The following is a 20,412-nucleotide window of genomic DNA, read 5'->3' as shown; positions in this document are numbered from 1 at the left end:
ACCGACACAGACTCGAGCCGCCCGGCTCGCCGGACTACCCGGTCCCTCCGGATCCCACGATCCCCGGCGGAACCCTCTGATCACCGCTCGACGCGTCGCATCGCGCCCCGGCTTCTTCGGGCTGCCCGCGACCAGTGACGCACCAGGCGGCGCCCCTCCATCCGCACGCCCTCCCGTGGATGCGCCATGCCGTCCACACAGTCGGGACCTCATGGCCCGGGCGGACCGGAGCCCCGGTCCACAGCCCCGTGCCCGTTCACCCCGTCTTCCTTTCACGAAGGGAACCTTCATGCCCGACGTCTTCGTCAACTACCGCACAGGCGACGAGGAGTCCGCAGCGACCATGATCGCTCGGGAACTCGCCCGTCGGTTCGGCGACGAGCGAATCTTCTTCGCCAGCAACTCGATCGAGCCCGGACGCCGTTTCCCAGTGGAACTGGTCAGGGCGGTGGAGGAGTGCGAGGCTCTCCTCAGCGTGATCGGCCCGCGCTGGGCGGAGGTGCGGGGGGCCGACGGCCGCCCCGCCCTCGAAGCCGAGCAGGACTGGACACGTCGCGAGATCCAAACCGCGCTCGACCGCGGGGTCCTGGTGATCCCCGTGCTCGTCGGAAAGGCCACGAGGATCGACCGCTCCGTCCTTCCGGACGATCTGCTGGAGCTGGCGGACTGCCAGTACAGGCGGTTCGACCACCGCAACGCCGAATCGGACCTGACGGCGCTCGGCGACACCCTCGCCCGGCTCCTGCCCGAGCTGCGTGGGGTGGACCGCGACGCCCGTACGGCGCGGGAGCGGGCGGAGGCGAAGTCCCGCAAGAAGTCGGCCAAGGATGCCAGGCATACCAGGATGCGGACGCGCGACGTCGAACAGCACGTGCGCGGCATCGGAAACCTCAACGGAGATCTGTCCGGAACCTTCGTCAATGAACCGCAGGGGCCCGTGAACACCGGTGGGGGGCACCAGTACAACGCTCCCCACTTCGAGGGCGACAACGCCGGGGTCCAGTTCACCGCGGGCGACAACAGCGGTACGGTCCACCAACGCTTCGAGCGCGAGCGTCGGCGCTCGGACGACGGACGATGACCGAGCAGGACCGCGTCACCGTCAACGATCCGCGTGGCCCGGTGAACAATGGCGTAGGGCCCCAGTACGTCTTCTACGGCGGCGCGGATTGGATGATCCGCAAAGGGGTCGAGTCCCTCCGGATCGTCCGAAAGGACCGGGTGCGCCTGGCCGACCGGTTCGTTCGGCCGGTGGGCTATCGCATCGCCGCCGACTGCCTGGAGAAGCCCGGATCGGTGGTGCTGCTGGAGGCTGCGCCCGGCAGCGGCCGGCGCGCCGCAGCGATCATGCTGCTGCACGAGCTCGGTGAGGACGCAGGCGATGAAGAGGAGCAGGAGGAGGACCGGTTCGAGGAGCTTCCCGCCACGGACAAGGACGAGGCCACTCTCGCCCCCGGCGAGGGGGACCGCTTCCTCCTCGACCTCTCCGGAATCGCCGACGAGGAGGCGTATGCCAAGGCCCAGCGCCTCCTGGTCGTGCGCCGGTCGCAGCTCCAGGAGGCGGGGGCCCACATGGTGGTCGTCCTGCCGTCGGGCATGGAGCACGCCCACGCGCCGGAGCTCGAACCGCACACGGTGGCGCTGGGGCGCCCTCGGGGGATCGCCGTCGTCACCCGGTACCTCCGTATGGACCGGATGGCCTTCCACTCCACGGACCTGGGGAGCTACGACCTCCAGCGCCTGTGCGAACGCTCCCCCATGCGGGAACTGGCGCGGCTCGCGGGGCTGGTGAGGTCTGCTCGCGACAGCGGCCGGTTCGGCGTCGACTTCGCGGGATGGCTCGACCAAGCGATGCACGCGGTAACCGACCGTGCCGGTGAGGTGGGCCGACAGGTGGCCACGGTCCGCACCGCACCCGAGCGGGCCCTGCTGCTTGCGGCGGCAGTGTTCGAAGAGGCCCGCGCCGACACCGTCTACGAGGCGTGGCACGGCTTGATGAGGACGGTGAGGCACGAGGAAGAGTCGACAACCGAGCTCGCACGGACGGATTTCGGGGAGCGATTGGCGACGCTCGGGATCGAGCGGGACCTGGAAGGGCGGCTCCACTTCGGGCGGCTGGCCTACGCCGACGCGGTACGGACGTACTTCTGGGCGAACTTCCCCGGGACGCGCGACGACCTCAGGAATTGGATCGGCCATGCCGCCGGGCTCCGCGGTCTGACCACCGACGACCGGGTGAACGTCGTCGTCCGCTTCGGCGCGCGGTCCCTGGCCGTCGGGCGGCCCGACCACCTCTTCGACCTTGTGGTCCGCTGGGCGGACCACGCGACCGGGGCGTCCTGCGACCCACGAGCCGTGGCGGCCCTCGAACTCGGTCTCAGCCACGAGAGGTTCGGGGGATGGTTCCGCAGACGGATGTACGAGTGCGCGAGGTCCGGCCCCTTGTCGGACGGTCTCGTTCGCGTCCTGACCGCTGCCTGCCTCCAGAGCCTCTGCGCGACGCACCCGGATCAGGCGATGGTGCGGCTCCATTACCTCGCCGTACGGAAGGGGGAGGCGGCACGCGAGGCCCGGGAAGTACTTCTCGACCTCGCCGGCCGCGACCGTCGGCCCTACCGGCTACTGATCGACCGCCTGCGGGACCGGACGCGTCGGGAGCCGCGCGGGGCAGAGCTCCATCTCCAGCTGCTCGCTGAACTGTTGAGGAGCGACCGGTCACCGGAGCCGCCGCCGTGGCCGGACCTGTTCCTGGGCTGGGAGACGGTTTTCTCCCATCCGCCGACGGAGCTCTGGAACCCGCTGGTGAGCAGTTGGCTGAACGCCGCGGCGGGCGACGGTACGCGGGAGATGGCACTGGGTGTGATGGTCGGGGCGACACACGGCCGCACGGCCGCTCTGCACCGCCTCTACGCCATCGCCTGCGACTGGGTGGGGCCCAGGCACCACCCGTCCCGGGCGGCCGTCGCCGCCCTCTTCTGGCAGCACATCGACAACGCGCAGTACGTCCGGACGGAGAGTGCGAAGCGTGCGGGCGCCGGACCACGGACCACGGAAGAGGCACGATGAAACACCGCTTTCCCAGCCTGCTGTTCGTCGCTCTCTGCGGCCTCGCACCGGCTGTGCTCGGAAACCTCCTGCACTGGTCGGCGTGGCTGTGGGGCTTCATGTCCATGGTCACATCCTCGGGCTCCCTGCTGCTCGTGATGACGGTCCTCAGCGGTGGCGGCGCGTCGGCCGATCCGTACGAGCCCGAGGAAGCTGAGCCGCCCGCGGCGCCGACGGAGCAGCCGTACCAGGAGACTCGGGTGGTCGACGCGGCGCTGCCGAGCGCAACGGACGGCTACGACTTCCTCTTCTCCGCCACCGTGTGGTGGAGGCCGGTCCCCGACCACGCCGACTGGTCCGACGGCGCCTCCCCAGCCCTCGCCGTTTCCTCGGTCGTCAGCCGGGCCCTGCAGGTCGTCCGCCACGAGGATCCCGGCCGGGCGAGCTTCACACGGTATCTCCTGGAAGGGGAGCTGGGCGCCCCGCTCCCGGACCGGAGCGGACGGGTGAAGGCCTTGGCGGCCGATGTGACACTGACCCTCGCCCCCGCCGACCGCGAGCGCCTGCGGAAATTGAACGACCTTCGCAAGGACGAGGAGCTCTGGGAGTACGAGCGTCAGCACGAGCGCAACAAGCGGGGCTACCTCGGTGACGACGTGCTCAAGAGCACGGGCAGCGCAGTGGTGTGGTGGCTGGCCCGTCACGAGGACGACATCGAGAAGGCAGTCGACATGATCGGTCCGCTCGCCCAGATCTCGGCGGCGGCCAAGAACGAGGAGGTGCCCGAGATCTTCCGGCACCTGCTCGTCCCGCCCGTGGACGCGCGGACCGAAGCAACCGTCGGAGGCCCGCTGTGGGACGGACACACCCAGGGAGGAGGGACGTTCGACCGCGAGGAGGAAGTGGGGGTTTCGGATCGGCTGCTCCTGCTGCTGGCGGCGGTGGGCCTGAAGCCGGACATGGATGAGTACACGGTGTTCGTGCACCGTGTGGTGCGGAGTCTGGAGGCGGCCGGGCTGGACGAGGCCGCCGAGGAGATCAGGCGGACCCTTCTCCCGGCGCCCGACGAGGGGCCGGAGGGTGAGCCTCCGAGCGAGGGGGACACCACCGGGCCCTGGTCGCCGCGCTTCCAAGCCCCCAAGGGCGCGCCGTTCACCGACGCGGCCGCGGATGCCGACGCGCACACGTTCACGCCGGGGTCCGCGGAGAGCGGTGCAGGCGAACGGAACCAAGACCGGCAGGAGACGAACGAGGACGACATGGCGCCTCGCTACTTCTGGGACACCTCGCACAGCCCGCACCGGCCCGCCGCACCTCGCGCACAGGACGAGGACGACGAGGACAGGAGCTGATCCGGTAGACGGTCGGTCCTCCGAGGCTCCCCCCTTCACCGCACACCGCGGCGGGGGAGCCTCCCCTGTCCCGGGACCTGGGCACGAGGAGGCTCAGGACCGCCAACGCTGCACAACAGCGCCGGCAAGCGACCGAGGCCTCACCGACTCCCGTACCTCACCTGACATCCGCCACTCACAGCGGCCAGGCGGTCAGCAAATCGCCGGGGCCGTAGGTGGCGTCGAGCCCCGGACAGTCGACTCCACTACGCGAAACTGCCACGACTGGGACAGGTTCGTCGGTGAGGGCAGCCCGGTGCCGATGCAGAGCGGCCAAGTCATGCCGGTCGAAGGGCGACTGCTCCAGCCACTTGATGGAGCCGACGAAGAACAGCTCCTTGGCGATGGGGGCGCGGTCGGCCCCGACGATATCGATCTCGATGTCGTTGGTGCGGGTCCAGTAGCCGCCCACTGCGGGGGCCGCGGGCAGCCGGTCGTCGGGCAGTATCCGCGCCAGGGCCTCACGGACCAGAGGCTCGACGGCCCGACCACGCCAGCTGGTCCAGTTCTCCCGGATGCGCGCCAAGGTCAGATCGCCCCGCCCCCGCTCGATCTCCTCCATCGACGGGCCGAGCAGGTGCAGCCAGAACCGCAGGTACGGATCTGTCACCCGGTAGCGGCGGTCCTTCGACGGGCGCAGCGATACAGGCAGCTCGCCGACGACGATCCGTTTGTCCGTAAGCAGCTCCAGAGCTCGCTGCAGCGGCGTGGCCCCGATCCCGCCGGCTGCACGGGCGATATTGGTGAAGGTCCGCTCGCCACTCCCGATGGCCGTCAGCACCTTGCGCGCCTGTACCTGCGGGGGGAATTCGGCGGCCAGCGAACGCTCGGCCGACACCAGCAGGGCCGAGACCGGATCGCTCAGCGCCTCGCCGAGGAAGTCCCACAGCCCTGCGCCGCGCGGCCACTCTGCGCAGATCAGCGGCAACCCGCCGGTGACCAGTGCAGCGTCGAAGGCTTCCACCGGATCCAGCCCAAGCATCTGCCCCACCTCGGCGGGGTTGAGCGGTCCCAGCACCATCTCCCGGCCGCGCTGATGGAAGGGGCGTCCGTAGCTGTTCAGTGCCTCCATCATCGACAGATCGGAGCCGATGAGGACCAGCAGCACCGGCTTGGTCTCCAGCACCCGGTCCCAGGCCCGTTGCAGCATCCCTTCAAAGGCGCCGTCGGTATCCATCAGGTACGGCACTTCGTCGATGATCAGAACGCTCGCCCGGTCGGCAGGCAGCGCTGCGGCCAGCACATCGAACGCGGCATCCCAGTTCTCCGGCCGCGCGGCGGCCACCAGCCCCGCCAACGGCAGCGTCGACACTTGGGCGTCCCTGGCCAGCCGTGCCAGATCATCCCTGGGGGATGCACCAGTCGCAGCAAAGAACAAGAAAGGGGCTCCGGAGCGCTCCGCAAACCGCTCGACCAGCCGCGACTTGCCCACCCGGCGCCGCCCACGCAACATCACGCACCGACCGGGCCGCTCCCCGCCGATCCCTGCCGCCACCTTCTGCAGCTCTCGCTCCAACGTCGCCAGCTCCTGGCGGCGTCCTACAAAATCCACCACGTCCGGTCGACCTCCACTCATGACACTAACAACAATGTTAGCAACATAGAGGTTAGTGATTGCCTTCATGGCCCTCGGCAGACGTGTCGACCGAGCCCTAAGAGGTCATCTCATTTGGCTGGGTAGGCTGTTGGATGTGGCGGGGATTGTTGAGCGGCTGGTGCCGGATGAGCTGTGGGAGTTGTTCCAGCGGGTGGTGCCGGAGGCGCCGTCGCGGCCTCAGGGCGGTGGTCGGCGTCGCCACGGTGACCGGGAGGTCCTGGCGGCGATCGTGTTCGTGGCCACGTCGGGCTGCACGTGGCAGCAACTGCCCGCGGCGTCGTTCGGGCCGTCCGGGGCGACGGCCCACCGACGTTTCGCCGAGTGGACGAAGGCCAGGGTGTGGGCCAAGCTCCACCGCCTGGTCCTTGACGAACTCGGCTCCCGGGGCGACCTGGACTGGTCGAGGTGCGCGATCGACTCGGTGAACGTGCGGGCCCTGAAAAGGGGGACCTGACAGGCCCGAATCCTGTCGCCCGGGGCAAGTACGGGTCGAAGATCCACCTGATCACCGAGCGGACCGGTCTGCCCCTGTCCGTCGGCATCTCCGGTGCCAACGTCCACGACAGCCAGGCCCTGATCCCGCTCGTGAAGGGCATACCGCCCATTCGGTCCCGCCGGGGCCCACGTCGGCGCAAGCCCGCAAAACTCCACGCCGACAAGGGCTACGACTACCGTCACCCGCGGCAATGGCTGTCTCATCGGGGTATCGGGCACCGCATCGCCCGCAAGGGCATCGAGACCTCACAGCGACTCGGCCGACACCGCTGGACCATCGAACGCACCATGGCCTGGCTCGCCGGCTGCCGCCGACTCCACCGCCGCTACGAACGCAAGGCCGAGCACTTCCTCGCCTTCACCAGCATCGCCCGCACCCTCATCTGCTACCGCAGACTGACCAAATGAGATGACGTCTAAGACGTGACAACAGTCTGCGCGGCGGCGGGCACTCAGGGGTGTCGTTTCGAGCAGGCCGCGCGCGGATCGTGCACGGGCAGACAACGCCGGGGGTGCTGTGCCGGCAGAACCGGTACCCACACGGAGTGATCGCGGCCGTAACCTGGATCAGGAACGTCCACTACTCCTCAAGCCCTACCCCGCCCATCGGAATGACAGGCCCCATGAAGAGCATCGATCACCCTTACTTCGGGCACCTTGAGGTTCCGCCGGTGGACGAGACGGAAGCCATCTGGGAAGGCACAGCCGCGCTGGGAAGCAGCGAGGTCGAAGTCCGGCTGTGGGCCGAGCCCGGGTCCGGGCTGGATGCGGGAGAACTGGATGCGTTCGCAACGCACCTGGCCCATTTGCCAGCCCTGGACACCGCGGCTCGCGCGGCGATCCGTAAGAACCTGCACCAGGATCGCTACTTCATCGACCACCACGCCGACGAATTCGACGACATCGAAGTGATCAAGCGCCTCGCCCGGGAAGCAAACGGCGAAGCGATCAGCGTCGACGCGTTCACTGCAGCCATGCACCACGTTCGGATCGGGCTGTGGCACCTGATCGGCGAGGACGAGGCCCGGATCGTCATGGACTACACGATCGATGCTGCGACCAGTGACGAACTCCTTGCCGTCAAGATGTCCCGCGACGGGACCGTGGCATCCGTCGACTGGGAAAGCTGACAACGCCAGCCCCACCTCCGTGGTGGCGACCCTGCAGTACCGCACGGGGCACAGCGCATCGATCCTGGGCGCTGAAGACTCGGATCGCGTCGGCGTTCAATCGCGACATCTATGGAATCCCAGGCACTTGCACGCCGCCCGCACGGGACAAGCCGATCGCCGCCGCCGACGACCTCGGCGACTATCGCGTCGTCTACACCATCGACAACGGGGAACTAGTAGGGCTTTGTTAGGTGCGGTGGTGTGGTTCGGGTGCCGGGGCGGGTTGGCCGCATATGGAGCAGGCGCCGGTCCAGGTGGCCAGGAGGGCTTGGAGTTCGCGGAGGACCGCGTAGAGGGTCAGGCCGACGCAGGGGCTTTTGGGTCGAGCCTGAGCATTGTGCAGAAGGCCTGGGCGAGGGAGGTGAGGGTGACGTGGCGGTGCCAGCCGAGGTAGTTGCGGCCCTCGAAGTGGTCCAGGCCGAGGCCGTCCTTGAGTTCGCGGTAGTCGTGCTCAACTCTCCAGCGGATCTTTGCGATTCGGACCAGTTCTCGTAGTGGGGTGTCGGCGGGCAGCGTCGAGAGCCAGTAATCGGTGGGTTCGGCGGAGTCGGGAGGCCACTCGACGAGCAGCCAGCATTCGGGCAGGGAGCCGTCGGTGGCCCGGCGGATGGACCGGTTGGCCGGGCGCACGCGCAGGGCCAGGAAGCGTGAGCGCATCTCGGCCCGTGGGTTGTGCTTGGTGGACTTGCTGCCCTGGCGCCAGGTGACGGTGCGGGTGGCGGCTTGTCCGGCTGCCAGGGCCAGCGCGCGCAGGGTGGTGTGCGGCTGGGGGTAGGAGGACACGGGAGGGCGGCCCTGCCCGGAGTACGGCGGTCGCTCGGGCGTCGCGTCGCCCGGGTGGGCGGTCGTGGTCGCCTTGACCGCGACCGCGTAGGTCAGGCCACGCTCGGTCAGGCCCTCCCGAAAGCCCGTGGCGTCGCCGTATCCGGCATCGGCGACGACCGGCAAGTCGGGCAACTCCCATTCCCCGCACGCCTCGTCGAGCATGTCCAGGGCCAGGCGCCACTTCTCCCGATGCCGTGCGGCGGCCGGGATGCCGGCCTTGGCCCGGCGGCGCCGGATCGCCTCGGCCAGCAGCAGATCCTCGCCATGCTTGGTGTCGTCCCAGCTCTCGGGCAGGAACAGGCGCCAGTCGACGGCCGAGGAGGCGCGGTCGCTGACCAGGTTCACACTGACCCCGATCTGGCAGTTGCCCCGCTTGCCCAGCGCGCCGCAGTACATCCGCGCCACCCCCGGCGAGTCATAACCGTCCTTGGGGAAGCCCACGTCATCGATGGCGTATGCCTCGGGCGAAATGTGCGCCGCAGCCCAACGCGCCAACCGCTCACGGACCTTTGAATAGTCCCAGGTGGAGGACGAGACGAACTGCTGGAGCTGCTGGTGGTCCACGCCCAGGCGCTCGGCCATCGGCTGCATCGACTTGCGCTTGCCGTCCAGCATCAGCCCGCGCAGATACATCTCACCCTTGGCCCGCTGGTCCCGACGGGCCAGCGAGCCAAGCATCTCGGCCGCGAACGCCTCCAGACGCGGCCGGACCTCTTCCATCTCCTCAGGAGTCACACCTGAAAGAAGATCACAATCTATCCAACGAGGATCACTTGGGGTACCTAACAAAGCCCTACTAGTGGTGTGGGTCATAGACGTCGGGCACCGCTCCACGGTCTACGACGCGTAGCCGCTTCAGGTCCTGCGGACTGCTGCGGACAGCACAACGGCCTGACCTGTCTTCTCACAGGTCAGGCCGTTATTCACGTCCAATCACACGTTGAAGCGGAACTCCACTAGTTGGTGTAGGGGCACGGATCGCACCCTCAGAACGCCTCAGACTCGAGATTTACGCTGGTGAAGCCGCTTCGTATCACAAGTTGAACCGGAACGGTGTAGACCTTGCGGCATCGTCCCGGGGTATCCGGGAGATTCCCCGACCCGAGGCCCCATGCGCCCCTCTGAGCATCACAGCCGCTCCGCTCTCGGGACGACTCGAACCGTCGCCGGGTCGACTCCGCGTCTGCCAGAAGGCTGCCGAAGGACCCGCACTTCGACGAGCGATTCGACGACCCGGCGCTGGAAGCCCACATCCGCCTCGTCGAAGACGGCTCTTGGATCATGGCAGTCGATCAAGGATCCCAGCCCGGCAGCCCTGAGCACGCGACGGCGTGCTTCCTCCAGCTCGGCGATGCCTGATGCCTCGCGGCTACGAATGCGCGCGACGTCTGCGCCGTGGACGTAACCGAGCTCGAGGTCGCGCAAGGCGCGCTCCACGCGCCTGCGGCGCTGCGCGATCTCGCCTCGGATCTCCGCCGCGCGCGGGGCATCCGGGCTCAGGAGGAGCTCCTCCAGGGCCGGACGGACGAGCAGCTGGTGGACGACGCACAGAACGGAGTCGTCGATGTGGCTGCTGGATCGGGCAAAGTGGCCCCGGGCACGGCCCGGCGTGCCCGCGCACCTGTAACGGCCGGACTTCGCGCTCACCGGCTGACCGCAGTGGCCACAGCGGTACATGCCCGATCCCAGATACCGGTATCGCATCGCGGGCTCCGGACGGGCTGCGAGGGACTGGTGATCGAGGCGTGCCTGCACGGCGTTCCACGTGTCCTCGTCGACGAGCGGCTCCCATTCTCCCCAGATGGGGTTCCCGTCCTCGTGACGCACGATCCAGTCCGACGAGGACGTCCTCGCTCCGGCACGGCCCGCACCGCCGGCATAGACGGAGTACCCGGCGTAGCGGGGGTTGCGCAGGACGCCGAGGACCGTGCTCAGCGCCCACGGACCGTCGTCGGGAACGTCAGCGGGCTCCAGGCCTGCCCCCGACCGCTTCTCATTCCGCTCGATCGCCAGCACGCGGCTGCGCTTGGGTAATCGCGGAAGTGACGTCACCGCGCCCTCCCCCGACTCGCCCGAGAGCGCCGCGGCCATCGACGCCATCGACGGGCCGTCGGAGATCGCGCACAGGCGGAACAGCTCGCGCACCGCCGCGGCTTCCTCCTCGATCACGTCGCCGCCGGTCGAGTAGCCGAGCAGGCGCGTGCCCTTCGGGGCCCGACCGCGTCGAGCGCGCTGCAGCTCGGCCGCGGACCGGTGCGCCGCGCTCCGCTCGACCTCCCCGCGGGCCACGGCGGCCTTGACCCTGGCGTACATCCGCCCCCCCCCGTCGGTCGTCAGGTCCGCCTCCCCGTTGGCCGTGACCAGCCGCAGCCCGCGCGCCTCGGCGGCGTCGATCCACTCCTCGAGCTGGCGTGGCTGCCGTGTCAGGCGGTCGAGGTCCCAGCAGATGACCGCGTCGAACGAGCCCGTGAGGTAATCGGCCACCATCCGGTCGTAGTCGGGTCGCCTCTTCGTCTTGTCCGTCGCGGACCTCGACTGGTCGACGTACGTCCCGACCACGGTCCATCCTCGATCAGCGATGATCCTGAGGCAGTCGTCACGCTGCCGGTCGATGGCGAGTCCGTCCATCTCGCGGTCGAGCGAGACGCGCAGGTAGATCGCGGCGCGTACCGCAGAAGCACCCATGGAGGAAACCTACTGAGGTTGAACTCGGGATGTCGTGTTGCTGATCAGGTGGGTCTGATGGTCAGGCCGGTCTCGGTGAGGCAGCCGTCTATGAGGTGGCTGCGGTATTGGATGTGCCGTAGGCCGCGCCGGACGGTCTGGACGAGGTGTTCGGGGGTGCTGAAGGCGACGTTCGAGAGCCATCTGCGCCGTAGGAGGGACCAGATGCCTTCGACGGGGTTGAGGTCGGGTGCGTAGGGCGGCAGGTAGTAGATGGTGAGCCAGTCCCGGGAAGCGGCGAACTCTCGCAGGCCGGCGGCTTTGTGGACGTTCAGATTGTCCCAGATGAGCACGATCGGGCCGCCGAGCTGCTGGTGGGCGGCGATCAGCAGGTCACGGTAGTCGCGCCAGGAGAAACTTTTGCGGCCGTCCCGGCGTGGCCGGTAGATCAGCCTCGACCGGTGGCCGGGTCTGTAGCAGGTCAGCGCTGCGATGGATATGCGTCTGCGGGAACGGCCGCGAACCCGCACCACCGGGGTCCGGCCTCGCTGTGACCAGGTCTTCGCCTGCGGCGGCGTCATGGAGAAGCCGTCTTCGTCCTCGAAGACCAGCCAGGCTCCACGGGCCGCCGCGAGTCTTCCGCGCAGGGCCACACCTCCTTGACCCACCCGGCCACCGCCTCGTCGTCCCGTTCCATCGCACGCCTGGCCGGACCTGGCAGGACCAGCCGTTGCGCACCAGCAGTTTCCGCACGCCCTGGATGGTGTAGGTCAGATGGAAGCGCCGGCCGATCACCGTCTTGACACGGCTCAGGGTCCAGCGCTGGTCTTCCCAGCCGTGTGCAGCGGGCCCCTTGGCCAGCTCCGCCTCCAGCTGGGCGAACTGCTTCTCGCTCAGCCTCGGCAGCGACGCCGGCCCCTGCGACCGCAGAGCCCGCGGACCGCCTTCTTCCCACATCCGCCGCCACCTCTGCACGGAGCGGACACTGACCCGCAGGTCACTGGCGATCACCGAGCCCGCCTCGCCCAGGGCGAATCGCTCGGCAGCCTTGAGCCGCAACTCCTCGCGGAACTGCTGTCGTTCGGCGGTCAGCCCGCCCCGTTGTGGATACCGCATGCCCCGGTGATACCGCAGCCACCGGCCAGCCGTCACCCCTCACGACATCCCGAGTTCAACCTCAGTAACCCGCGTCGGTGGCCTTCGAACTCGCCTCACGGAGATGGACTTCGAGAGCGCGAGAAGTGGGGGCGTCGATGAATTAGAGTGGGTTGATTTGCCTTCGCGGTCTGCGGCTTTCGCGTGCATGACGTAGTTGACCTCGATTCGTCAGCGGTGAGTTCACGCTGACGGACCTAGCGCTTTGCCCGTAATGTTCCCGTGTAGTGGATGTCGGGCCTTCGCGTGACGCTGCGGCTGCGGCTGCGGCTGCGCCGGGGTTCCACGTTTCCCGGTGGGGCGGTGCGGGGTCCCCTTCCTAACCTTCGTCGGGGCGGGAGTCCGGTCGTCAGGTGACGGCCGTGAGGTCGGTGATCCGATTCCAGGCCAGGGTGAACGCGCTGGTCCAGGGCCAGGTCGGATCGAGGCGAAGGTATCGGCGGCGGGCGTGGTGGGCGAGGTGTCCGGGCTGGTGGTAGAGACGGAAGCGCATGGTGTCGGGCTCGGCGCCCGCCAGATCGTCCTGGTCGTGGAGGGCCAGGAGACGCAGCCAGGCGTCGAGGTCGGCTGCGAGGTTCGCGGCGAGCATCCAGCCTTCGTTGTTGCGGTAGGACTTCGCGGGCAGGTTGTGCAGGCCCATCGCCTTGTTCGTCCGCACCCGGTCTTCGACGACGGCGTGATGCCGGTGCAGGACATCGAGCCATTGCGCCTGGTGGGAGCCTGCGATCCGGGTCATCCTGCTGATGTTGGACGCGACGATGGAGTACTTGAAGCCAGTCTTCTTCTCGAAGTCGGTCAGGTTGGCCAGGTGCCGGCGGGAGGGCTTGACCCGGCGCACGATCAGCCGCAGCCCCTTGCTCCAGCCTGGCAGCGCCGCCACCCGGTCATCACACCAGATCACAGCCCCGGCCCGGAAGAATCCGCACCCACACCATCAGGTGATAGCAGAATCCCTCATACAATCACGAATCGACCACTCAATCAGTTGATCTTGGTTTTTGTGTCAGACTTCCCGCAAGCTTCGGTGCGTCAATTAGCTGCGACTATGAGCTCTCGATCCGAACCGCTGCCACTTCGGTCAATTCCTTTTAGCATCAGACGACAGAACTCGGAGCAGGCAATCTATTCCGCATGGTCGGAGACGTGCATAATTTGAAGTAATGGAGGTAAGTGTGACTCAAGAGGAAATACCCCCTGTAGGCCAGGGCGAGGTAGACGATGCAAGGGAAAACAAAAACGTCTTCGAGACTCTCGGTGACGTAATATCTGGAATCGGGCGATTACTCTCAGGCCTCACCGAATGGATCCGCGGCGGCGCCGGTGTATTAACTATCGTACTTGCAGTCACTTTGGGAGTTGGTGGAACAGGTGGGTACTTGATCCACACACCCAAGGGTGACTCCAATGAGCCGACAGGACCGATAGGGATTATCGATGATGTCACGGTTACGCAGAACGTCTTCAGTAAGCAGCCACCCGGCGAAAGCGACGAATACTACATGGTCCACGTCGAATTCCCTGGCCCCACCGCGGAAGGATGTGATTCCCAATGCAAGGAGACTATCAAACGGGTGACGCAAGACAAGTGCAACGAAGATGTCTGCGAAGCAGACCTCTGGGACAGGGATGAGCCCGCATTATCAAAGCACAACTCCACGCCAATGCGTAGTCTCCTGCAAAAGTCCCATGACAATGGCCGCTCAGTGCGGCTCGTTGTTTCCGGATCCCGCGATGAAGTTCATTCCAAGTACGCCAACATCATTGTTGCCGTTTACGTGAAGAACCCAAGCAATGCGAATTAAGATTCGCACCCAGTGAAGGTTCATTCCATGAGTGACCGTGCGTGGCGCACAGCATGGTGTCGCGCACGGCACACTGAGCCTTTTCCAACCTCACGCCGATGCATGGTGAAGGACGAGGACTGCCTTCACGGCGTCGGTGATTCGGTTGGTGCTGCAGCGGAGCTTCCGCAGGAGGCGCCATCCCTTGAGGGTGGCCATGGCCTGCTCGCCGAGACAGCGGATCTTGGCGTGGGTGGTGTTGTGGCGGCGCTTCCATCGCTTGAGGCGCCGGCCCCGAAACGGTACGCGGACGGGTCCGCCGGCGCCTTGATACGCCTTGCCCGCCCAACATCTGAGTCCGGCTTCAGTGAGGGCTTCGATGATCCCGTGCTGTCGCGCGGCAGTCAGGTCGTGAGTCGAGCCGGGCAGAGCCGGCGAGGCCCAGAGCAGCCGTCCGAACGGATCGGTGAGGACCTGCACGTTCATACCGTGACGCTTGTGCTTCCCGGAGTAATAGGGGGTGTCGGCGGCGATGCGGTCGATCGGCAGCAGGGTGCCGTCCAGGATGACGAACGCCTTCTCCCGGATCGTCCGCATCGCCTCGGCCAGGGACGGGGCGATGGCGGCCAGGGCCTCGACGGCTTCACGTATGTAGCGGTAGACGGTCGCGATCCCGATGCCGAACCCGGCGGCCAGCTGGGCGTAGGTGTCACCGCACCGCAAGTGGGCCAGGGCGGGCAAGGCCTGCCGCGAGGCGGGAAGGCGTCGCCAACGCGTCCCGATCTCCTGCCGCCTGGCCTTCAGCCGCCCGGTCAGGAACCGCAAGGTGCGGCTGGGCAGATCAATCGAGGACGGGTAGACAAGCACGCGAAGCTCCTGGCAGACACGGGTGATCTTGGTCGAGAACCCCGTCTACCAGGAGCTTCGTCGTTGCGCAGGACTGTCCAACTCGCGGTCAACGCCGCCAGCACTTCATCCCTGCAGGGCTCGAACCAGATTGAAAGTCCACCTCGAACGGCTCGATCACGCTCAGCCCGAGGTAGCGGAAACGTCCCGCGCTCGGACGTCCGTGGCGTGTACTCCAGACCGGCTGCGCCTCCGCCCGCGCCACATCGCCGGGTACAAGAAACACTCGCCCGTGGGCGACGACTTCACCACTGAGCACGGCCTCGCCGCCCTCGAACAGTCTGAGCGCCGTCAACGAGTCGTCGAGGACAACCAACCCGAGGTGCGTGGCCGACTCATGCAGTACATCGGGGCGAGTCCCAGCGTCCCACTCGGCTGCGGGTTCCGTGCCGTTACCGTCGAGGTCCGCCTCAACGAGCACGGAGACCTTGGCGTCCACTCGCAAGCCACCCGTTTCGCTCGACACGTCATAGCCCGGGTGCCTCGGCGCGTGCAGCACCACATCTGCATGCCTCCGGTAGATCGCTTCCGCCACGAGCGCCTCAGCGAGGGCACCCCGGACATGAGCGGTCAGATCCCAATGCTCGTCGGTCACTTCTTCCCGGAGCCAGACGTTCCTCCGTGCCGGAACTCCACCACGTCGCCGTCCTGCATCACGTAGTCCTTGCCCTCCATGCGGGCCTTGCCCTTGGCGCGGGCCTCGGCGACCGAGCCTGTTTCGACCAGGTCGTCGAAGGAGACGATCTCCGCCTTGATGAAGCCCTTCTGGAAGTCGGTGTGGATGACACCGGCCGCCTCGGGGGCCGTGGCGCCCTTCTTGATCGTCCAGGCTCGGGCTTCCTTCGGACCTGCGGTGAGGTAGGTCTGCAGGCCCAGGGTGTCGAAGCCGACGCGGCCGAGGGTGGCGAGGCCGGGCTCTTCCTGGCCCATGGACTGGAGGAGTTCGAGGGCCTCGTCGTCGTCGAGCTCGATCAGCTCGGACTCGATCTTGGCGTTGAGGAAGATCGCCTCGGCGGGGGCGACCAGGGAGCGCTGCTCGTTCTTGAAGTCCTCGTCGACCAGTTCGTCCTCGTCGACGTTGAAGACGTAGAGGAAGGGCTTGGTGGTGAGGAGGTGCAGCTCGTGGAGGAGCTTGCCCTTCTCCGTGCCCGCGGTGATGCCTGCGGAGAAGAGGGTCTGGCCTGACTCGAGGATCTTCTGGGCCTCCTCGACCGCGGCGAGGACCGCGACCTTCTCCTTCTGGAGGCGGGACTCCTTCGTGAGGCGCGGGACGGCCTTCTCGACGGACTGGAGGTCGGCGAGGATCAGCTCGGTGTTGATCGTCTCGATGTCGTCCTTGGGCGAGACCTTGCCGTCGACGTGAACGACGTTCTCGTCCTTGAAGGCGCGAATGACCTGGCAGATCGCGTCGGACTCGCGGATGTTCGCGAGGAACTTGTTACCCAGGCCCTCACCCTCCGAAGCGCCTCGCACGATGCCGGCGATGTCGACGAAGTCGACCGTCGCGGGAAGCAGGCGCTGCGAGCCAAAGATCTCCGCCAGCTTGTTCAGGCGGGCGTCCGGGACGCCGACGACGCCCACGTTCGGCTCGATCGTGGCGAACGGGTAGTTGGCCGCCAGCACGTCGTTCTTGGTCAGGGCGTTGAACAGGGTCGACTTGCCGACATTCGGCAGGCCAACGATTCCGATGCTAGTACTCATGACACAAACGTCCGCTCAAGATCAAGAAGGGTGGGGTCAGCCGTGACTCCAGACACGCTCACCGGCTCCTCGTTTCCACAGCAGCCCAAGCGCGCCATCATCTACGTGCGCGTATCACGGTACAGGGACAAGGACGAGAAGATCTCCCCCGAACTCCAGATCGATGCGTGCAACACGCTGGCGGAGCGCGAGGGCATGGTCGTCATCGACGTCCTGCAGGACCTCGACCTGAGTGGCAAGTACTTCGCGAAACGCCAGGTAGAGCAGATCATCGAACGGATTAAACGGGGCAAAGCGGACGTCGTCTTGGTATGGCGTTGGTCACGGTTCGGGCGCGACGCGACCTTGAGTTCGTAAAACATCAAGCGCCTGGAGCAGACCGGCGGAGAGATCCGGGCGGCGAAGGAGGATATCGACACCTCCAGCAGCGGCGGTCGGCTCGGCCGGAACACGCACTTGATCGTCGCCGAGTACGAGGTTGACCGCAGTCGTGAATCCTGGATGGAGACCCACGACCACCGACGCAACCGCGGCGTCACTCACGACGGCCAGCTCCGATTCGGTTACGGAAAGTGCCGACGCCCGCTGGAAGGGGATCCTGACTCCCGTTGCGAGAAATGCCGCGTGGGAGCTCTCCACGTCGAGGAGTCGGAAGCCGCCTACGTACGGGAAATGTTCGAGCGCTTGTCGGCCGGAGAGCCGATGAACCGCATCGTGGTCGACATGACAGCGCGCGGCCTGCGCACCCGCGAAGGGGCGGTCCTTTCCCATGACTCGGGATCGCTCTCGATCTACGTCGCGTCTGATGCTCACTCTTCAGCCATGGTCTGCGGAGCCGAGCTGATCCCGTGCCGGTACAGACGGGGCCGTACATCAAGGCGCTACTGAGGTCGATCCACGGCCGTCGGCATCGATGACATGGACCGGTTGCGGCACGGCGCGATGGACCGCCTGTTCACCGGCGTGCACGCACCCTCCACCCTCGGGTCGTTCCTGCGAGCGTTCACCCACGGGCACGTCAAGCAACTCCGCGCCGGTGGCACGGCGGTTGCTGCCGCAGCTGGCCGTGCACACTCCGCTGCTGCCCGGCGCCGGCCGTGTCGCCTACCTGGACATCGACGACACGATCCGGCGCGCCTACGGCTATGCCAAGCAGGGCTCGGGCTACGGCTACTCAAAGGTCAAGGGCCTGGACGCGCTGCTGGCTGTGCTCTCCACCCCGCTCGCGGCCCCGGTGATCGCCGCGCCCCGTCTACGTCAACACCGTTGCGTTAGCGCCGTGAGCGGCTATTGAGGCCGTGGTCGAAGAACGCGACGGTGGTGCGGACGGTGTAGTTCTGGGCCTTCTGGGGGTGCTGTCCGGCGTTCGGTCCGTACTTGCTGGTGGGGTTCTTGCGGGTGCGGGCCTTCACTCGTTGCCGTCGGTGGGCGGGCAGGAGGGCGTCCAGGGCCGCGTGGCCGATCGTGCCGACCAGGTCGACGAGGGTGTTGGGGAAGATTCCATGGCCGGCGGTGACGGTGTCGGTTGCGGCGGCCAGCAGGACGGTGAAACTGATCCGTTCCATGGGTACTTCCGGCCGACCGGTCAGGGCGTCGTCGCCGGCGCGGATCAGAGCCTGGTAGGCGGTGAGCAGGGCGTAGACCTCCTGGTCGAGGCCATCGATGCTGCGGGAGCGCAGGACGCGGCCGTCGAGCATCGTGGCCTTGATCGAAAAATACGTGGTTTCCGCCTGCCATCTGCGGTGATAGAGCTCAACGAGCTCGGCGGCCGGAAAACGGACGGGGTCCAGCAGGTTGGTGATCAGCCGCCACTGCTCGGTGCGGACGGTGCCATCGGCCAAGGTGATGGTGAGGGTCGCCTCGATCACGCGCACCGGCAGCAGTACCCGCAGGACGCCGTAGCCGATACGTGCGATGTAGGAGCCGTCGCCCAGGTGCTCGGCGGGGGTGGGGACACGGCGGGCCCCGGAGCGCACCAGGAACCGCGCCCCGCTCTGATGGACGGCATCAAGGAACTCGTTGCCGTCGAAGGCCGCGTCGGCCAGCAGGAGCATTGTCTCGTCCAGGGCGGTCAGGAGCCGCTTGGCATAGGGGAGTTCACCCTCGGACTCCGGTCCGAAGGCGGCGGCTATGAGCGCGCGGGTGCCGCACTCGACCAGGGTCAGCAGCCGCAGGAGCGGATAGCCGAACTCCAGACCCTCCCCGGCCCGTTTGGGGTAGCGCCAGGTGAGCGTCTCGTCGTCGGGGGTGTGCAGCAGGGTCCCATCGACGGCCACCGTGCGCAGGCCCCGGTAGAAGGACCCGTCCTGCCCGGGGCGGGCGACGGGCCCGGCAAGCGTCTCGAACAGACGCCGCAGAGGTGCGGCCCCCACCCTGCGCCTGGCCCGCGTCAGCGAGGAGACCGCGGGACGCACCAGGGCCAACGGGGTCAGGGCGGCGGTCAGTTTGGACCACACCATGCGGTACGAGCGGTGCTCGAACAGCGCGAGAGCGAGCACGAAGTACACCACCACCCGCGAAGGCAGCAGCCGCAGGCGCTTCTCGCGCCGACCGGTCTCCTCCAGCACCGCGTCCACCAGCGCAAAGTCCACGATCTGGGTCAACTCCCCCAGATGGCCCGGCGCGAACACACCCCGGGCTGTCTCGATCGTGGACGTGATGACAGACTTCTCCTGCAACGGGACCCCTGACCTTGATCGACTTTCTTCGCCGATCGTTGATCTATCAGGTGGTCCCGTTGCGCTGTTCAGCAGGGCTTGACGTACAGCTCAGGGGCCAAACGCAACGGCGTTGCCGTCTACGTAAGGTGCCGCCGGCTCGGTGCGCGGGGCCGCGTCCTTCGTCGCGGAGGCGTTGCGCACCGCACGGGCCTGCGGCGCGGGCTGGCTGCTGGTGCTGCGGGCGGACTCCGCGTTCTACGCGAGCGAGGTGATAGCCGTCTGCTGACCCCTGGGCGCCCGCTTCTCCGTCACCGCTCGGATGAACGCCTCCGTCAAGAGGGCGATCGCCACCATCGACGAGGACGCCTGGCCCGCGATCCGCTACCCGAAGGCGGTATGGGACGACGAGGGCCAGTGCTGGATCTCGGACGTGGAGATCACCGAGGTCCCCGACTACACCGCGTTCACGTCCAAGCCGAAGAAGAAGCAGGTCACCGCCCGTCTGCTCGTGCGCCGCGTCAAGCGGCCCAACCCCGATGCCCAAGTCCAGGAACAGGGCGAGCTGTTCACCACCTACCGCTATCACTGCGCGTTCACCGACTCCCCGCTCACGCTGGTCGACGCCGAGAAGGACCACCGCCGGCACGCCATCGTGGAGCAGGTGATCGCGGACGTGAAGGGCGGTCCGCTGGCCCGCCTGCCTTCCGGCGACTTCCAGGCCAACGCCGCCTGGCTCGCCATCGCAGCGATCACCCACAACCTGATGCGCACCCTGGGCGCCCTGGCCTCCACCTTCCACACCAGAGCGACCACCACGGCGCTGCGCGGCCAACTCATCAACGTCCCGGCCCGGATCGCACGCGGAGCCCGTCGCCTGACACTCCATCTGCCCCGGAACTGGCCCTGATAGGGAGCCTGGCAGCAGATGTTCGCCGTCCTGCACGCACCACCACGTGTCTGACTCCCCATCCGCCCCGCCCGCAAGGGCCCGAGACCTGTGGACATGTGGAAAAGCTGGGC

The 20,412-nt window shown here is 67.3% G+C and carries 20 protein-coding genes and 1 pseudogene; 11 read left to right on the top strand and 10 right to left on the bottom strand.

The genetic code is table 11. The features are described 5' to 3' along the window. The first annotated feature begins 289 nt into the window (after positions 1–289). Genes OG936_RS22920 through OG936_RS22910 form a run of 3 tightly spaced genes read left to right on the top strand, consistent with a single transcriptional unit; the run spans position 290 to position 4,397 of the window. Positions 290–1,081: a toll/interleukin-1 receptor domain-containing protein gene (locus OG936_RS22920; protein ID WP_406497090.1), complete on the top strand. Its 792-nt coding sequence runs from the start codon at positions 290–292 to the stop codon at positions 1,079–1,081. Further along, positions 1,078–3,066, top strand: coding sequence for a hypothetical protein (locus OG936_RS22915; protein WP_406497088.1), 1,989 nt, complete (start codon positions 1,078–1,080; stop codon positions 3,064–3,066). The genes OG936_RS22920 and OG936_RS22915 overlap by 4 nt, the downstream gene beginning before the upstream one ends. Further along, complete coding sequence (locus OG936_RS22910; RefSeq protein WP_406497086.1) at positions 3,063–4,397, top strand: hypothetical protein; 1,335 nt, start codon at positions 3,063–3,065, stop codon at positions 4,395–4,397. The genes OG936_RS22915 and OG936_RS22910 overlap by 4 nt, the downstream gene beginning before the upstream one ends. Before the next feature lie 175 nt (positions 4,398–4,572). Here the strand turns inward: OG936_RS22910 and OG936_RS22905 are convergent, their stop codons facing one another. Continuing rightward, positions 4,573–5,991, bottom strand: coding sequence for an ATP-binding protein (locus OG936_RS22905; RefSeq protein WP_406497085.1), 1,419 nt, complete (start codon positions 5,989–5,991; stop codon positions 4,573–4,575). Positions 5,992–6,121: 130 nt separating this feature from the next. Here OG936_RS22905 and OG936_RS22900 point away from each other — a divergent pair. Continuing rightward, a protein-coding gene (locus tag OG936_RS22900; RefSeq protein ID WP_406497084.1) for an IS5 family transposase occupies positions 6,122–6,936 on the top strand; the annotation gives its coding sequence in 2 pieces (ribosomal slippage) (positions 6,122–6,476 and positions 6,476–6,936; 816 coding nt in all). Between the two features lie 215 nt (positions 6,937–7,151). Next, complete coding sequence (locus tag OG936_RS22895) at positions 7,152–7,658, top strand: DUF2004 domain-containing protein (protein ID WP_406497082.1); 507 nt, start codon at positions 7,152–7,154, stop codon at positions 7,656–7,658. 339 nt (positions 7,659–7,997) lie between these two features. Here OG936_RS22895 and OG936_RS22890 read toward each other — a convergent pair whose 3' ends face one another. The 5 genes and pseudogenes from OG936_RS22890 to OG936_RS22870 all read right to left on the bottom strand — a co-directional run bounded on the left by OG936_RS22890 (position 7,998) and on the right by OG936_RS22870 (position 13,224). After that, positions 7,998–9,260, bottom strand: a complete 1,263-nt coding sequence (locus OG936_RS22890) for an IS701 family transposase (protein WP_406497081.1) — start codon at positions 9,258–9,260, stop codon at positions 7,998–8,000. A 393-nt stretch (positions 9,261–9,653) separates the two neighbouring features. Further along, entirely contained in the window at positions 9,654–11,210 is a 1,557-nt protein-coding gene (locus OG936_RS22885; RefSeq protein WP_406497079.1) for a recombinase family protein, read from the bottom strand. Between the two features lie 44 nt (positions 11,211–11,254). Further along, entirely contained in the window at positions 11,255–11,770 is a 516-nt protein-coding gene (locus OG936_RS22880; protein WP_406500564.1) for a transposase, read from the bottom strand. After that, positions 11,767–12,305 (bottom strand): annotated as a pseudogene (locus OG936_RS22875) (winged helix-turn-helix domain-containing protein). Before OG936_RS22875 ends, OG936_RS22880 begins: the two are co-directional and overlap by 4 nt. A gap of 388 nt (positions 12,306–12,693) precedes the next feature. Continuing rightward, a complete protein-coding gene (locus tag OG936_RS22870) occupies positions 12,694–13,224 on the bottom strand; it encodes a transposase (RefSeq protein WP_406497077.1) in 531 nt (176 codons plus the stop codon). A gap of 292 nt (positions 13,225–13,516) precedes the next feature. On the opposite strand from OG936_RS22870, the gene OG936_RS22865 reads away from it, so the two are divergent. Continuing rightward, complete coding sequence (locus OG936_RS22865) at positions 13,517–14,146, top strand: hypothetical protein (protein ID WP_406497075.1); 630 nt, start codon at positions 13,517–13,519, stop codon at positions 14,144–14,146. A 90-nt stretch (positions 14,147–14,236) separates the two neighbouring features. On the opposite strand, the gene OG936_RS22860 is transcribed toward OG936_RS22865, so the two are convergent. The 3 genes from OG936_RS22860 to ychF form a co-directional block, all read right to left on the bottom strand. Further along, complete coding sequence (locus tag OG936_RS22860) at positions 14,237–14,992, bottom strand: transposase family protein (RefSeq protein WP_406497073.1); 756 nt, start codon at positions 14,990–14,992, stop codon at positions 14,237–14,239. 88 nt (positions 14,993–15,080) lie between these two features. Continuing rightward, positions 15,081–15,626 (bottom strand): hypothetical protein, encoded by a 546-nt coding sequence (locus tag OG936_RS22855; RefSeq protein ID WP_406497072.1) that lies wholly within the window; start codon positions 15,624–15,626, stop codon positions 15,081–15,083. Continuing rightward, on the bottom strand, positions 15,623–16,732 hold the full coding sequence (gene ychF / locus OG936_RS22850) for a redox-regulated ATPase YchF (RefSeq protein WP_406497070.1): 1,110 nt from the start codon (positions 16,730–16,732) through the stop codon (positions 15,623–15,625). The genes OG936_RS22855 and ychF overlap by 4 nt, the downstream gene beginning before the upstream one ends. Before the next feature lie 42 nt (positions 16,733–16,774). Between ychF and OG936_RS22845 the strand changes: the two genes are divergently transcribed. The 3 genes from OG936_RS22845 to OG936_RS22835 all read left to right on the top strand — a co-directional run bounded on the left by OG936_RS22845 (position 16,775) and on the right by OG936_RS22835 (position 18,026). Beyond that, a complete protein-coding gene (locus tag OG936_RS22845; RefSeq protein ID WP_406497068.1) occupies positions 16,775–17,089 on the top strand; it encodes a recombinase family protein in 315 nt (104 codons plus the stop codon). Positions 17,090–17,188: 99 nt separating this feature from the next. Then, positions 17,189–17,620: a hypothetical protein gene (locus OG936_RS22840; RefSeq protein ID WP_406497066.1), complete on the top strand. Its 432-nt coding sequence runs from the start codon at positions 17,189–17,191 to the stop codon at positions 17,618–17,620. Positions 17,621–17,768: 148 nt separating this feature from the next. Then, complete coding sequence (locus OG936_RS22835) at positions 17,769–18,026, top strand: hypothetical protein (protein WP_406497065.1); 258 nt, start codon at positions 17,769–17,771, stop codon at positions 18,024–18,026. On the opposite strand, the gene OG936_RS22830 is transcribed toward OG936_RS22835, so the two are convergent. Continuing rightward, positions 18,004–19,410: an IS4 family transposase gene (locus OG936_RS22830; protein ID WP_406497063.1), complete on the bottom strand. Its 1,407-nt coding sequence runs from the start codon at positions 19,408–19,410 to the stop codon at positions 18,004–18,006. The two genes, OG936_RS22835 and OG936_RS22830, sit on opposite strands and share 23 nt — an antisense overlap. A gap of 142 nt (positions 19,411–19,552) precedes the next feature. On the opposite strand from OG936_RS22830, the gene OG936_RS22825 reads away from it, so the two are divergent. Then, the gene (locus OG936_RS22825; RefSeq protein ID WP_406497062.1) at positions 19,553–19,678 is read left to right on the top strand and encodes a hypothetical protein; all 126 of its coding nucleotides are present in this window, start codon (positions 19,553–19,555) and stop codon (positions 19,676–19,678) included. A gap of 33 nt (positions 19,679–19,711) precedes the next feature. Further along, a complete protein-coding gene (locus OG936_RS22820) occupies positions 19,712–20,299 on the top strand; it encodes a transposase (protein WP_406497060.1) in 588 nt (195 codons plus the stop codon). Positions 20,300–20,412: the final 113 nt, after the last annotated feature.

This window comes from Streptomyces sp. NBC_00846 (genome assembly GCF_045207325.1).
GTDB lineage: Bacteria > Actinomycetota > Actinomycetes > Streptomycetales > Streptomycetaceae > Streptomyces.
Note: the sequence above shows the minus strand (reverse complement) of the source record. Positions and strands in the feature narration are given on the sequence as shown.